This is a genomic window from Serratia sp. AXJ-M, assembly GCF_046531865.1.
GTDB classification, from domain to species: Bacteria; Pseudomonadota; Gammaproteobacteria; order Enterobacterales; family Enterobacteriaceae; genus Serratia; species Serratia liquefaciens.
On the sequence record NZ_CP059394.1, the window covers coordinates 1,653,146 to 1,668,715 of the forward strand.

Here is a 15,570-nt window from a genome sequence, read left to right on the forward strand (position 1 = left end):
ATACGATCGGGATATGATATGAATAATAGTAAAGGGCTTTTTGATGGTCTTATCGCAAAGTTCATGTTGGCGCTTTCAGATATAATATTTTTAAATGCATCAGTTTATTTGGCTTACTTTATAATTTACAATGTTTTTGGCGGAATTGACGAGTTTATACCGCGCGATGAAATGGCGATACGCGGGCTCGCACAGTTTATATTATCATTGGTTTGCGTGGTTTGGTTCTGGGTGCGTCTAAGACACTATACTTATAGAAAACCTTTTTGGTTTGAACTAAAGGAAACTGTCAGAACACTGCTCATATTCGCTATCCTTGATCTGGCACTTGTTGCATTCTCTAAATGGAATTTTTCTCGTTATGTTTGGTTTTTTTCCTGGACACTGATTATTGTTTTAGTTCCACTGGCTCGGACAATAACAAAACGTTTGCTAGATAAGTTCGGCCTGTGGAAGAAGCAAACGATTATTATCGGGACAGGTAAAAATGCATTTGAGGCTTACGCAGCACTTCAAAGTGAAGAGATTCTTGGTTTCGAAGTGTCGGCTTTTGTGTGTACTGATAAAGTTTGTGATTCTTCTTATTTTGGGATCCCGGTCATAAATTATGAAGATGAGTTGTGGGCGAATGTCAATGTGGAGAATACGCAATTTATTGTGGCCTTGGAGTTCGAACAGCACGCACTCCGCGATAGCTGGTTAAAGAGGTTAGCAAAGCATAATTGTCGTTCAGTCTCTGTTATTCCGACATTACGTGGAGTTCCACTATATGGCACTGAAATGTCATTTATCTTCAGTCACGAGGTTATGATTCTTCGTGTTAATAATAATCTTGCAAAACATTCATCACGCTTTATTAAACGTAGTTTCGATATTGTTGGCTCACTATTGATTATGTGCGCTTTGGCACCAGTATTATTATTCTTGGCGTATAAAGTATCTCGTGATGGCGGTAAGTCTATCTATGGACATCAACGTGTTGGCCAAAATGGGAAGAAATTTTATTGCTTGAAATTCCGTTCTATGGTGACTAACTCTCAGGAAGTATTACAACAGTTACTGGAAAATAGTCCTGAGGCGAGAGCGGAATGGGAGAAAGACTTTAAACTTAAAGACGATCCTCGTATTACAAAAATAGGTGCTTTTATACGTAAAACTAGCCTGGATGAACTACCACAGTTATGGAATGTTTTCCGTGGTGAAATGAGCTTGGTTGGTCCTCGTCCAATTGTCGAGGCTGAATTAGAACGTTATGCCGAGGAGGTGGATTACTATCTCATGGCTAAACCTGGAATGACAGGACTATGGCAAGTCAGCGGTCGTAACGATATTGATTATGCAACTCGTGTTTATTTTGATGCATGGTATGTAAAAAACTGGGCGTTATGGAATGATATTGCAATTTTGTTCAAAACTATTTCAGTCGTACTAAAACGTGATGGTGCTTATTAGGGGTTGGGAAGGTTTATTTTTGAGGTGGATTTATGATTTATGTTAACGCTCGCTTTCTTACGCAAGAGCTTACGGGAGTTCAGCGATTTGCAGAGCAACTTTCGTTATCGCTAATAAACTTACGAGACGATCTTGTTTTTATATCTCCTGATGGAATTATAAGAAATTCAGTGGCAGATAGATTAAATGTCAAAATTATCGGTAAAAAACATGGCCACGCGTGGGAACAGTTCGAACTACCATTTTATTTAAAAAAACAAGGTAGCCCGTTACTCTTGAATTTATGCAGTACGGCACCTGTTTTCTATAAAAACCAAATAGTCACTCATCACGATGTGACATATAAAAGATATCCAAAAAGTTTTTCACGTAACTTTAAATTGCTTTATGGTATATTAGTACCATTAATGCTAAAAAACTCTCATAGACTATTGACCGTCAGCGAGTTCTCAAAAGGTGAAATAAGCGACATTTACAACGTTGATGAGAATAAAATATCGATAATTTATAATGCTGTGAGTGGGGATTTTTCTTATTCTGAATCTCAGAAGCACACTGAAAAATACTTGTTGGCGGTATCATCACCCAATTACCATAAGAATTTTCATGGTATGATTGAAGCGTTTTTAAAACTAAAGAATACCAATTGCAAACTGAAGGTCATCGGTAGTGCTTCAACTAGTTTTGCTGCGCAAGATTACACGCAGCTTTTAAAAGATTCCAGTGATATAGAGTTTTTAGGGCGCGTAGACGATAAACAGCTAGTGCAACTTTATCAGAATGCTTTAGCTTTTGTATTCCCTTCGTTTTATGAGGGGTTTGGGATACCGCCACTGGAGGCGCAAGCTTGTGGGTGTCCTGTTATCTCGTCAAACGCAGCGTCAATGCCTGAGGTACTTGCAGATAGTGTTGTATATTTTTCACCTGGAGATACTGATATGATGGCAGAGGCTATGATGAAAATTATCGCCGATGAAAGTCTGCGGGCAGATATTATTTCTGCTGGACAAGAAAATGTGAAACGTTTTTCTTGGGATGCGTCTGCTACGAAAATCAGTGCTATTCTCGACGAACTCTCAGGACATGGTTAATGAAAATTTTGCATGTTGCTGAAACAATTAAAGGTGGCGTTGCGACGGTACTTCGACAACTGGCTATTGAACAAAGCCAGGATGCACAGGTTGAAAAAATCGTGTGTATTGTACCCGATACTCAGGTTAAAGAGTTAATGCCGCTTGCAGACGACTGTATTGATATCTTTAGACGTAGTGGAAGAAATATTAAGTCTTTTTTCTCCCTAACCTTAAAGCTCATTACTAATGTTTATACATTAAAGCCAGATGTTGTCCATTTGCATAGTACGTTCGCAGGCGTCATTGGCCGCATAGTTATTTTTTTGATGTATCCCTTACGACGTCCAAAAGTAATTTACTGTCCTCATGCATTTTCATTTCTTATGCAAGGTCGCTCTAGATATAATAACTACTTCTCAAAGGTTGAGAGGTTGTTGTTGCCGTTTACAGACGCTGTCATCTGTGTTAGCCAGTTTGAAAAAGATAAAGCAGTTGAGTATGGCTTCACTCCGGAGAAGTTACATGTTGTCTATAACGGTGTTCCCGAAGCGGAGCCGTTAAGCAAAAATATGTCAAACCCTTATCCGGAGGGTAAGTTTAATTTGCTATTCGTTGGGCGTTTTGATTTTCAAAAAGGTTTCGATATTTTTGAAAAAATAATGCCTATTTTGGCGGATAATAACTGCCATCTTACTGCAGTAGGTGGGGCTGTTCATGACAGTAATTTCATTCCAGAAAAACTCCCAGCTACAACTTTTACAGGTTGGCTTAGTAGTGATGAACTCAAACCCTATTTTGAATACGCTGATGTTTTGATAATACCCAGCAGATGGGAAGGGTTTGCCATGGTGCCTCTTGAGGCCATGAGTTATGGAGTACCTGTTATTGCGTCGAATTGTACCTCTTTTCCCGAAATGGTAGTTGATGGGGAAACTGGCAGAATGTTTACATTTGGCCACCCTGAACAGGTCATACAATTTCTTGAGTCAACTTCGGACCATGACTGGAAGTTAATGGGGGAAAATGGACGCGCGCTGTTCTTGAGTAAATTTACTGCAACTCAAATGATTTCAAAAACAAAAGAATTATACTCCACCCTTCTTTAAAATGAATGGCAAGGTACCCCTTGCCATTGTCATATTTATTTCCTTTCTATTATTCCCTCCTCTGGCTGAAAAATCACATATCATCACCTGTAACTAACTTTCCCTGGAGACGTTACCATGGACCTTTTTGATGCTGAAAAACCTAAAGCCAACATGTCTAAACGTTATTTGTTTCGTGGAGTCCTCGCATCTCTTTTACCTGTAGTATTGTTGTCAAACCGTTCGGCTTTAGCTGCTGACGAGAAGACCACTAGTGGATCTTTGGCTGATCAGGATTGTTCAGATATCACAGCATTACGAAATATTGAACCTCAATCTCCGAACCAAAGTATAAAAGTACAGAATTATTATTCTGTTCTACCTTCTCCCTCTGCTAAGCAACTGTCATTTTCGGCAAGTTCTTTTGGCAAAGAGCAAGTCAACGTTAAAAAAATTAACGGAGGCGGGGGGGATTTTTATTATGATGCGACTGATAAAACGAGCAAGGATGATGGTGGGATGGTTGTTGTTACTCGAGAGGGGAAGCGCTGGAAGCGCAAACTTTCGGGCAATGATAAAATCCAAGCTGCATATTATGGTGTAAGTCCACTTTTGGATGATAATGGTCCGGCATTGCAGGCTGCAGTTAACTTTAGCAGTAACCGTATCGTAGAACTCCCGCGTGGTATTTTGACTGTAAAGACACCGATCATATTTGACTTGGATTCTGGTGTGAAACTTGAAGGTGCAGGAAAAAAGGGCGGTACAATTATCGATGTAAGAATTGGGCCTGGTTATGAAGATATGGGAGCTTTACATTTTGCAGGCCGTCATGGAAAAGATCGCGCCTCACCGGGATATCGAGCGCTTAGTATTAAAAACATTCATTTAATCGGTAATCTAAGTCGCTGCCGCGGAATTTTTCTTCAGTATCAGTTTGCGATGAGACTAGAACAAGTAACTATTGAAAAGTTCGATGGTGCAGGGCTCTACATTGATAAATGCCAAGATTCTGTTTTTGAACAAGTTGATGTTTTTAATTGTGGCCGAACCTCTGGTGAACGAGCTCTGTTAACAGATGGTTTTGATGAATCTAAGACTATTGATAGTCCTATTGTTGTGACATCTTCAATCCCCAGGGATGATTGTAATTATTTGCGATTTTCGAATTGTCAATGGGAGGACAATCCTGTCTCCCCAGTGTGTGATTTTAGCGGTGGAATTGAAAATTACTTCATTAATATTCATGCGGAGTACTCTCATCATTGGAAAAATGAAGGAACCACGGGAGGAACTTTGTTTAAGCAGCGAAAAGGTACAATTAAACTGCAAGGTGGTGGTTCAGATGAAATAAAAAATTTAGTAGATATCGATTGGGGAGAGTTTTGGGTTGAATCGCATCGATGCAATCCCCCCAAAAACATAAAGGTTAAAGATGGGACAAACTCTCGTTTGACTTTTCGCGATGTTAGTCTTGACAAAATAACTAATTTGACCACCTCAGGTGAAAAGAGATTCGAAGGCTGTACCATTAATGAAGTAAGTCTTCACTACCCCGATGGTTTTTTAAGTTTTTCATCATGTAATATTCGCAAAGGTTTTACTTCTGAACAGTCAGGTAATTCACTTAAGCTATATATTCTTGCATGTAATATTGAGGGTGGGGTGAAGATTCCCTTATCTACCAAATCAGTCCTGATCGATGATTGCACCGTCGGTCAAGATGTTTCATTCGGCTCAGAAAATGGAATGTGGCTAAACAATAACATTAAAGGCCTTTTTCATGTTGCTAGTGGTGGCTGTAAAGTTATTCTTTCCTCATCGAAGCAGCTGATAGGTGTTTCCCCACCAAAAGAAGGGTTTTTTGCTGTGGGAGATAGGATGACGAACGTGCATCCTTCAGCTGGAGAATTCATTGGGTGGGTATGTGTAAAAGAGGGCAAACCAGGTGACTGGAAGGGCTATGGTAAGATAGTTGATTAGTTTCAGTGGTTATTTATAGTCTGAAAATTAAATGTCGGTAGTCTTTTTTTGTAAAGCCCTATGGTTGAAATTTTAGTGTGGCAATGTAAATAATCCCCTTGAAAAATAGAGTGTAATTTTAATAAGTGATTTATGGTTTCGGATTATCGTTACCTGCCTTGACAGCATTGGTGCCTTGAACTTTACTTTTATTGTCCAAGACTCCATTTGTAGAAATTTTCATTTTCTCATAAATGTGTTTGGGCTTTCTGATCTTGTTTCTTGGCCTTGGCATTTAGCCAAGTTTGGCCTTGTGCGTAACGCAATTTTACATCTGTAGGGGATTATATGGCTTCTTTAGCGCTTCAGCAGAAATCTGCAGCTTTACTCTATGCTGTGTTAGGGCAGAAGGCGACTCCATCTGCTTTCGATCAAGTGGCAGCAAGTGTCGAACGGGGGGATATCAGCTTTGGAAATTACGTACAAAGCCTACTGAGTTCCTCTTCAGGAGTTTCGTTGTTTGGTGGGCTCACCGACTCAGCAGTCCTGACAATTATTTATACTAATGTTTATGGTGTTGCTCCAAGCGGTTCTATACTTTCAGGTTTGCTTGGTAATGGACTCAGCCTTTCCGACAATCTGGCTTCCATAGTTGATGACTTGTTGGATTACAACGGTTTTGATTCAACTTTATTGAGTGCACAAAATTCCTTTTCTAATACAGTTGATACAATTCTATTTCCTAGTACGGGAACGGCCAGTACTGGCTCGGGCGCAACCGATGTTATTGCTATCAACTATTTACTGAACTTAAAAGTTACTACTGCAACGATTACATCTTTTGGTGAGGCCTTGAATGCCGGTACCAAAACACTGTTGGACGTAGTCAATAAATTCTATCAAGATCGTCCGTCGTTAGTAAAAGCGACAGATAGTGTTTTTGTCAGCAATGTGTTTAAAGCAGGGTTCTTGCGCGATCCGTCCGCGGCCGAATTGAACAGCTACTTAACGGAGTTGTCTTCTGGTACCTCACGTGCACAGGTGATTCTCGATATTATTGGATCACTGCGTGGGACCGTCGCAAGCACGGATCAGGCTGCCCATGATACTTTCCTCAACAGAACAGCAGTATATGCACCCGGAGACTTGCCAAGTTTAAGTATTCAAGAGCAGGTTGCGGCCATTTATTTAGCTGTGCCAGAGCGGGGTATTGATGCATCGGGGTTGGAAGGCTACAGCAAACCCTTAGCTGCTGGTAGCCTAACTTATTCAACCTTGATTTCTCGGTTGCTTGCCTCGGAAGAGTTCCAGCGTAAAGGCGCACAGCTGACTGGCGATGATTTTATCCAACATGTCTATACTGCGGTGCATGGCTCGGCGGCTAATGCTGGCCAACTAGCTTTATATGCTGCTTTAGGTTCAAATAAATCGGCCATTACTCAGGCAATTATCAACGATCTGCGCACTTCAACCGCAACCGATGCCGCTACTGTTACTCAGCAACACGGGTTTGAATTCGATATCGGCACCAGCTTGTTGTATAAAACAGCAGCTTCACTCACGGCAACAGCGGCTGGCGGCAATGCCACCGGCACGGTTAACACCGGTTCTTCACACCAGATCAGTAATGCTGAAACCGCCGTATTGCAAAACGTGTTGTTAAACGCCAACGCGGCCAGTGTAGTTAACCTGAAGTACGCCGATCACCTGGCGAACCTGACCATTAACGGCACCAGTGCAGCAACGGTTAACCTGTCAGACAATGGCGTTAACCCGGGTGTGGACATTACTGTGAATAACGGCAACGTTATTCTTAACGCCAGTTCTGGTGCTGATGATGTTCTCGTTACTACCGATGCAAACGTTGGCCTTGCAACTTCGACGGCCAAGTTTAACCTCGGCGAAGGTAATGACAGCCTGAAATGGTTAGGCAATGCCGCGGTTGGTGGTGCTAACACGGTAAGTGCCAACATCCAGGCCAACGGTGGTAATGGGGTTGATACCATTTCGGCCAACTTTATTACCAAAAACGTGGTGATGGGAGGTAACGCTCTGGCCCGTACGGCGACGATTACCACCAACTCCTCACAATTCTCTAACTTTGAGAAAATTGACCTGGCTGGTTATATTGGCAAAGCGACGGTAAGCAGTGGTTCAACGGCTGCCAACCATACCTTTGACTTTGGTGTATTAACTGGGCGCGCCACCTCAGAATCAAGCCTTACTGGGACTCTTAGCACCACGGTCAATCAGGCAGCAACGTCCACTATTGGTTCACAAGGTTTTGTGTTGTCTGGTTTGGCCGAGGCAGTGAAAGTGATTAATGCTGCCGGCGGTAACTCCGCGCAGTTGGAAGTGACCGGTAATGCGACGGCGGCAAGTAGTGTGGAAATTACTTTCCTGCAGAATGCCACTGACCACTTTAACGTCACTTTCGATGCCGTTAGTTCAACCGATGTGAATGCCGGTTCCCTGGCTCTGAACAGCAGCAGCAGTCTGGTGTTGCCAACTGTACTGAGCACGCTGAACATTGCGTCTGGCGGTACCGGTAGTTTTGACAATATCTTGTCACTGACTGGCACCAATGCTCAGGTGCAAAACATTGCTGTTACTGGCGATCACTTACTGGATCTGACTGTGGGCAGTGGTTTTAGCAACGTGCGTGATATTAACGCTTCTGCTAATACTGGTGGTTTGGATCTGAACTCAAACCATGCCGGTACCGGTGACGGCATTATCGTTCAACTGCTGAACATCCTGCCGTTGAGTGTCGTGACTACAGGGCTGTTGGCTCCGGTACTTACCGCTTTAGGCCTGAACGGTTATCAACTGACTGTAGAAGGGACCGGCGCGGCTGACAGCTTCAACGTCCTGGGTAACACCACCCTGGCCGGTGGCAACGGTGTGAATACCTATGAGCTGAAGTCCAGTACCACTCAGGCCGGTGTTACCATTACCGACTTTGACAGCACCAAAGACAAGATCGTTGATGCAGCCTCTGCTTTGACCATCTCCGGTAATACCAGCGGCACCGCGGTGGCGGATTACGGCACTCGTGCTTCTGATACTCTGGATGCGCTGCTGGGTACTCTGGTTGGCGGGCTGACCAACGGCGTTATTGGCCTGTTGGGCGGTATCCTCGGTCTCGGTAGCAGCAACGCACTGACGGCTAAAGTGGGTGTGGCGTCAGTGGTGTTTGGCGGTACTGGCGATAATGCCAGCTCTTATGTGATTATTGATAACAACAATAACCACACGCTGGATACTAGCGACAGCGTTGTTTACCTGACAGGGCAAAACCATCAGCAACTGCTGGATACTCTGCATTACGCATAAGGTAAGCTCTGTAGGTTAATAGTTTCCATTGAAACTGTTATTGGTTAAATAATACGGGGAGGTCAAACTTCCCGTATTTTTTTATTTTGTGATCGGCGTCATTATCTCTAGCTTATTCCTTTCTGCATAATTCCCTCATATTTCACCATGTCTTTCATCTTGTTGTTTTCCTTGCGTTTCGAGGAAGTGACCTCCAGGCTTTTTTTTGCGTATTACCTTGCTGATATGGCCGTTCCCTATCTATAGTTAAAAAAAGTATCTGCAGTCTCGAGCATGTTTGGGGAGGCTTCTTTCGGATTTTCTTTATTTTTGTTTTTTTTAGGAATTTCCTTAGAAGAAATCAATGCGGATTGGACTGACAGTGCACATGATGTAAGGGCAGAATGTGAATCAATTTATACCGCGCAATGAAATTGCGGATGTTATACGGACACGCAGTAAAGTTTTTTGGACCGTTGGCATATTCACCGCATTTATTAACTTGTTAATGCTTGTTCCTTCAATCTATATGCTCCAGGTTTATGACCGGGTGCTTCCTTCGCGCAATGAAATCACCTTACTGATGCTGACGCTGATTATGCTGGGAATGTTCGGCATGATGGCGCTGCTGGAGTATGTGCGCAGCATGGTGGTGATCCGTATCGGTAGCCAATTGGATATGCGTTTGAATACGCGGGTTTATACGGCAGCGTACGAATCTAACCTTAAGAATGGTTCTTCCGATGCAGGGCAGATGCTGGGTGATTTGACTACCGTACGGCAGTTCCTGACCGGCAGCGCACTGTTTGCTTTCTTCGATGCGCCCTGGTTCCCGATTTACCTGCTGGTGATTTTCCTGTTCAACCCGTGGTTGGGTTTGTTTGCTCTGGTTGGCTCATTGCTGCTGGTTGCGTTGGCGGTGGTCAACGAAATGGTTTCCAAGCAACCCTTGGGCGAAGCGAGCAAGTTATCGATCATGTCCAGCAGCCTGGCAAGTACCAATTTACGCAATGCTGAAGTGATCGAAGCATTGGGCATGCTGCCTAATCTAAAACGACGTTGGTTTGGATTGCATCAGAGATTTCTCAATAGCCAGCGTGTTGCCAGCGAGCGCGCGACTACCGTCAGTTCCATCACCAAATTTGTTCGTCTCTCTCTGCAGTCATTGGTCTTGGGGTTAGGGGGATGGTTGGCGATTGATGGGCATATCACCCCCGGCATGATGATCGCGGGCTCTATTTTGATGGGGCGTACTCTGGCGCCCATCGAGCAGGTGATTAACGTCTGGAAAAGCTGGAGCTCAGCCAAACTGTCCTATCAGCGTTTGGTCAAACTGCTTGATAAGCATCCTCCGCGCGGAATGGGGATGTCGCTTCCCCGTCCTGAAGGGATCATCTCGGTCGAAGGCGTCACCGCCACCCCACCGGGATCAAAAGCCGATGCGGTGTTGCACAATGTCAGCTTTGCTATTCAACCGGGCGACGTGCTGGGGATTATCGGGCCAAGCGCTTCCGGTAAGTCTACGCTGGCGCGTTTACTGGTCGGTATCTGGCCAGTCAGTGAAGGCATTGTGCGTCTTGATAATGCTGATATCTACCAGTGGAATAAAGATGAGCTGGGGCCGTACATTGGCTACCTGCCGCAGGATATCGAACTCTTTGCCGGCACCATCGCTGAAAACATCGCTCGCTTTAACGATATCGACTCCGAGAAAGTTATTGAAGCCGCCAAGCTGGCCGGGGTGCATGAACTGATCCTGCGCTTCCCTAATGGTTACGACTCGATCATCGGTAACGGCGGGGCAGGGTTATCCGGCGGACAGAAGCAGCGAATTGGCCTGGCGCGTGCGCTGTATGGCGATCCATCTCTGATCGTGTTGGACGAGCCTAACTCCAATTTGGATGACGCCGGTGAGAAAGCGCTGAATCAGGCCATTTTGTTCCTCAAGCAGCGTAATAAAACGGTGATTCTGATTACCCATCGCACCAACCTGCTGTCGATGACCACCAAGCTGCTGCTGTTAGTCAACGGTAGCGTCAATGCGTTTGGCCCAACGCAGCAGGTTCTGCAAGCCCTGGCCAATGCGCAAAAAGCGCAGACTCCACAGCAAGCCGTGCGTGCGGTCAATTCCGAGCCGGACGAAGGCAATATCCCAAAAACTCAAATTAATTAAGCCGTGAACTTGCCGGGCGGGGCCACAGCGCCGCCTGCAGTCGAAGGAGTTGGTATGTCTACGCACATTGGCGAGCCGCAAGACTCGTATTCAGAAGAGATCCCACAAGACGAGCGGCGTTTTACCCGCATGGGATGGTTGGTGGTGGGGCTTGGCCTGTTTGGTTTTTTCGCCTGGGCTGCATTTGCACCTTTGGATAAAGGGGTTGCTTCGCCAGGCTCGGTGATTGTTTCCGGCAACCGCAAGACCGTGCAGGCGCCGGCTAGCGGCATCATTAAAAGCATCACCGTAAAAGAAGGCGACAGGGTTAAAGCCGGTGAAGTATTGGTGCAACTCAGTCAGGTACAGGCGCAGGCGCAGGTTGATTCTCTGCGCGATCAATACTACACCACCCTGGCCACCGAAGGCCGCCTGCTGGCTGAACGTGATGGTTTAAGCAAAGTGACTTTCTCGCCGGTCTTCGAACAACTTCAGGCTCAGCCGCGGGTTGCCGAGATCATCGCGCTGCAAACCCAGCTCTTCTCCTCGCGCCGTCAGGGGCTGCAAAGCGAAGTCGACGGTTATAAACAGTCGATGGACGGTATGCGCTTCCAGTTAAAAGGCCTGCAGGATTCCAGGGTCAATAAACAGATCCAGCTTTCCAGCCTGCGTGAGCAGATGAACAGCATGAAACAACTGGCTGCCGACGGCTATTTACCGCGTAACCGTTATCTTGAAGTACAGCGCCAATTTGCGGAAGTTAACAGCAGCATCGATGAAACCGTCGGGCGGATCGGCCAAGTACAGAAACAGCTGCAGGAATCTCAGCAGCGGATCGATCAGCGTTTTGCCGACTACCAGCGCGAGGTCAGAACTCAACTGGCGCAAACGCAGATGGACGCCAGCGAATTCAGAAACAAGCTGGAAATGGCGAATTTTGATCTCGGCAACACCGCTATCACCTCGCCGGTGGATGGCACCGTAGTCGGATTGAATATCTTTACTCAGGGGGGCGTCGTGGGAGCGGGTGACCACCTGATGGACGTTGTACCCAGTCAGGCTACGCTGGTGGTGGATTCCCGCCTGAAGGTAGAGCTGATTGACAAGGTGTACAACGGGTTGCCGGTGGATTTGATGTTTACCGCTTTCAACCAGAATAAAACCCCGAAAATTCCGGGGACGGTGACGTTGGTTTCTGCCGACCGCTTGGTTGACAAGGCCAATGGCGAACCCTACTACCAAATGCAGGTCACGGTATCTCCAGAAGGCATGAAAATGCTGGGTGGGGAGGATGTTAAGCCGGGTATGCCTGTTGAGGTGTTCGTGAAGACAGGGTCACGCTCACTGCTGAGCTATTTGTTTAAACCTATTTTGGATCGCGCTCATACTTCATTAACCGAGGAATAATTTTGATTCAATTTAAACGACAGGTTGCTGGCCTTGCTATCAGTACCCTCTTGTTTGCGATATCTGCGCCGGTTCATTCGATAGGGATTCTAGACGCATATTCGCTGGCACTTGAAAAAGATCCGACCTTTCGGGCGGCTATAAAAGAAAAAGAAGCGGGGGATGAAAACGAAAATATCGGCAGGGCGGGGCTGCTGCCGAAGGTGTCGGCCAATTACCAGAATTCACCGCGTAACTGGCAGACGCAAAAGTATCCGGCGAGTGACATTTTTGGCAACAGCCTTGGTGAGGCGACCAAACGACAGCAGTATCGCAGCCATTCCAGTTCGATAACGCTGACGCAACCGTTGTTTGATTACGAAGCCTATGCGCGTTACAAGGCCGGCGTGGCGCAAACGCTGATGTCAGATGAGCGTTACCGCAGTAAGTATCTCGATCTGGCTGTGCGGGTGATCTCCGCCTATGTTGAAGTGGCTTACTCCAAAGACCAGATTGCGCTGGCCTCAGCGCAAAAGGCGGCTTACAAAGAGCAATTGGCGCTGAACGATCGCTTAATGAGCGCGGGTGAAGGCACCATTACCGACGTTTCAGAGACCCAGGCGCGCTACAGTCTGGCAGAGGCGCAGGAAATTGAGGCACGTGATGCCCTGGATGCGGCACAACGCGAGCTGGAGGTGATTATTGGCGTACCGCTCGATCAACTGGATGAGCTACAGGTACTGCGCCCCGGTAAATTCCAGGTGGCACCGTTAATCCCTTCCAAATTTGAAGAGTGGCAAAAAATTGCCCTGGAGAATAACCCGATGTTGGCTGCCTCTCGCCATGGCGTTGATGCTGCCAAGTATGAGGTAGAGAGAAACCGCGCGGGCTTCATGCCGCAGGTTCAGCTCTATGCTTCCCATTCGGAAAATGACTCCAGCAGTGATAACACGGTTAACCAAAAATACCGCACCGACAGTATCGGCGTGCAGGTGAGCGTGCCGATCTATGCCGGCGGTGGGGTATCAGCATCGACTCGCCAGGCGGCTTCACGCTATGGGCAGGCGATGTATGAAATGGATGCACAAGTCGGTACCACGCTGAACGATCTGCGTAAGCAGTTCAATCTTTGCATCAGTAGTCGTGCAAAATTAGCGGCGTATGAACTGGCGGTAAAATCGGCGACAACGCAGGTAACGGCCACCCGCCAGAGCGTGTTGGCAGGGCAGCGCGTCAACGTCGATGTGCTGAATGCCGAGCAACAACTTTACAGCGCGCAGCGAGACCTGGCTTCGGCTAAGTACACCTACATAAAGTCCTGGATCACCCTGTTGAGCGACTCTGGAACGCTTGACGAAAAGGACGTGAAACGAGTGGCGCAGTATTTCTCTATGAATCGTTGAGCCGAGTGTGGATAAATAGGTTAGATACTCGTCATGAGTATTTATCTGAAAGGGCAGCCTTGTGCTGCTCTTTTCAATCTTAATACGCTATGTTATCGGCAAGTAGTGCTCCTGCCAGTGTCTGGAAGAGTTCAATTAATGGTTAAGGTTACCCGCATATTTCCTTTGGGCGCTTGTTGGCTTAGGGTTGAGCGCGCTTTTAACATGGATGAAGTATCTTGTATGCAAGTGTATGATTCTTATAATGGTGGGTTGGCTTACGAAGCCATGATCTCGTTGATAAGAAAGGCAACTGAGTAAAGGGTTAATAATGTCAAAACTAATTCCTGTGGTTATGGCTGGTGGTACTGGCAGCCGTTTGTGGCCACTGTCGCGCGAATCGTTTCCCAAACAGTTCTTATCTATTGATGACAGTGGATTCAGTCTGTTACAGCAAACATTGCAGCGTTTGTCTGGACTGGAAGGAATACAGGTCGCGGCACCTTTGGTGATCTGCAATGAAAATCATCGTTTTCTGGTTGCGGAACAGCTGCGTGAAATTGATCAACTTGCGACCAATATTATTTTAGAGCCCGTTGGGCGTAACACCGCTCCTGCGGTTGCGTTGGCTGCCCATTTGGCAGCAGAAGAAGATGAAGACAGTATGCTGTTGGTATTGGCTGCTGATCATTTGATTAAAAGGGTGGATAATTTCCACTCGGCAATCAAAACGGCCATTAAACATGCTACCGCTGACAATTTGGTAACTTTCGGTATTATTCCTGGACACCCGGAAACGGGTTACGGATATATCAAGCGTGGCAGCGCGCTCTCTGAAGAATGTTTTATAGTTGATTCTTTTGTGGAGAAACCTTGCAAAGACAAAGCCGTTGAGTATCTTGCGAATGGTGACTATAGCTGGAACAGCGGCATGTTTATGTTTAAAACAGCCAAATTCTTGCAAGAGCTACAAAGGTTTAGCCCCGACATCTTCAGAACCACACAGCAGTCAGTCGCTGACAGCCAACGCGACATGAACTTTATCCGCGTTGATCAAGAGATATTCAAGCACTGCCCAAGTGACTCTATCGACTATGCAGTAATGGAAAAAACGTGCGATGCGGTAGTGATCCCTATCGATGCCGGTTGGAGTGATGTGGGTTCGTGGTCGTCGCTGTGGGATGTTTCTGAAAAAGATGCTCTGGGGAATGTCAACGTTGGCGAGATCATCTCCATTGATTCGAATAACAACTATATATCATCTGAAGCCGCGCTAGTTGCGACTATTGGATTGGACGACCTTATCGTGATCAATACCAATGATGCATTGTTGATTTCGACCAAGGATCGCGTTCAGGACGTTAAGAAAGTGGTTGATGAGCTCAAAAAACGTAATCTTCATCACTTCCGCCAGCACTCCTCTTCCTATCGCCCGTGGGGAAAAATATGCGATATCGATAGCGGAGAGCATTTCCAGGTTAAAAAGATAATAGTTCGCCCAGGGGAAGGATTGTCTGTACAGCGGCACCTTCATCGTGCGGAACACTGGGTGGTTGTCCGCGGCACGGCCAAAGTCAATGTGGGGGATAAAGAATTCTTCTTATCAGAAAACCAATCCACATTTATTCCGGCAGGCAGTGTCCATACGTTGGAAAATCCAGGGAAAATCGATCTTGAAATCATTGAGGTAAGATCTGGATTATACCTGGAAGAAGATGATATTGAGCGTTTACATGATCGGTACGGCCGAGTTTAATAAAGGG

Annotated in this window: 9 protein-coding genes; all 9 read left to right on the forward strand. The window is 46.0% G+C overall.

Annotated elements, in window-relative coordinates:
• Nucleotides 1–18: 18 nt before the first annotated feature.
• The 9 genes from wbaP (at nucleotide 19) to H0S68_RS07820 (ending at nucleotide 15,563) form a co-directional block, all read left to right on the forward strand.
• Nucleotides 19–1,452 (forward strand): undecaprenyl-phosphate galactose phosphotransferase WbaP, encoded by a 1,434-nt coding sequence (gene wbaP, locus H0S68_RS07780; protein ID WP_142815608.1) that lies wholly within the window; start codon nucleotides 19–21, stop codon nucleotides 1,450–1,452.
• A gap of 32 nt (nucleotides 1,453–1,484) precedes the next feature.
• Nucleotides 1,485–2,543 (forward strand): glycosyltransferase family 4 protein, encoded by a 1,059-nt coding sequence (locus H0S68_RS07785; RefSeq protein WP_198640147.1) that lies wholly within the window; start codon nucleotides 1,485–1,487, stop codon nucleotides 2,541–2,543.
• Nucleotides 2,543–3,631 carry a glycosyltransferase gene (locus H0S68_RS07790; RefSeq protein WP_142815606.1) on the forward strand — a complete coding sequence of 363 codons (1,089 nt, stop codon included), beginning with the start codon at nucleotides 2,543–2,545 and terminating at the stop codon, nucleotides 3,629–3,631. The genes H0S68_RS07785 and H0S68_RS07790 overlap by 1 nt, the downstream gene beginning before the upstream one ends.
• A gap of 117 nt (nucleotides 3,632–3,748) precedes the next feature.
• Nucleotides 3,749–5,593, forward strand: a complete 1,845-nt coding sequence (locus tag H0S68_RS07795) for a hypothetical protein (RefSeq protein ID WP_142815605.1) — start codon at nucleotides 3,749–3,751, stop codon at nucleotides 5,591–5,593.
• A 327-nt stretch (nucleotides 5,594–5,920) separates the two neighbouring features.
• Complete coding sequence (locus H0S68_RS07800; protein ID WP_142815604.1) at nucleotides 5,921–8,908, forward strand: beta strand repeat-containing protein; 2,988 nt, start codon at nucleotides 5,921–5,923, stop codon at nucleotides 8,906–8,908.
• A gap of 385 nt (nucleotides 8,909–9,293) precedes the next feature.
• Nucleotides 9,294–11,060, forward strand: a complete 1,767-nt coding sequence (locus tag H0S68_RS07805; protein WP_020826025.1) for a type I secretion system permease/ATPase — start codon at nucleotides 9,294–9,296, stop codon at nucleotides 11,058–11,060.
• Between the two features lie 54 nt (nucleotides 11,061–11,114).
• A complete protein-coding gene (locus tag H0S68_RS07810) occupies nucleotides 11,115–12,446 on the forward strand; it encodes an HlyD family type I secretion periplasmic adaptor subunit (RefSeq protein WP_020826026.1) in 1,332 nt (443 codons plus the stop codon).
• 2 nt (nucleotides 12,447–12,448) lie between these two features.
• The gene (locus tag H0S68_RS07815) at nucleotides 12,449–13,828 is read left to right on the forward strand and encodes a TolC family outer membrane protein (RefSeq protein ID WP_044549370.1); all 1,380 of its coding nucleotides are present in this window, start codon (nucleotides 12,449–12,451) and stop codon (nucleotides 13,826–13,828) included.
• 310 nt (nucleotides 13,829–14,138) lie between these two features.
• Complete coding sequence (locus H0S68_RS07820) at nucleotides 14,139–15,563, forward strand: mannose-1-phosphate guanylyltransferase/mannose-6-phosphate isomerase (RefSeq protein ID WP_142815603.1); 1,425 nt, start codon at nucleotides 14,139–14,141, stop codon at nucleotides 15,561–15,563.
• Nucleotides 15,564–15,570: the final 7 nt, after the last annotated feature.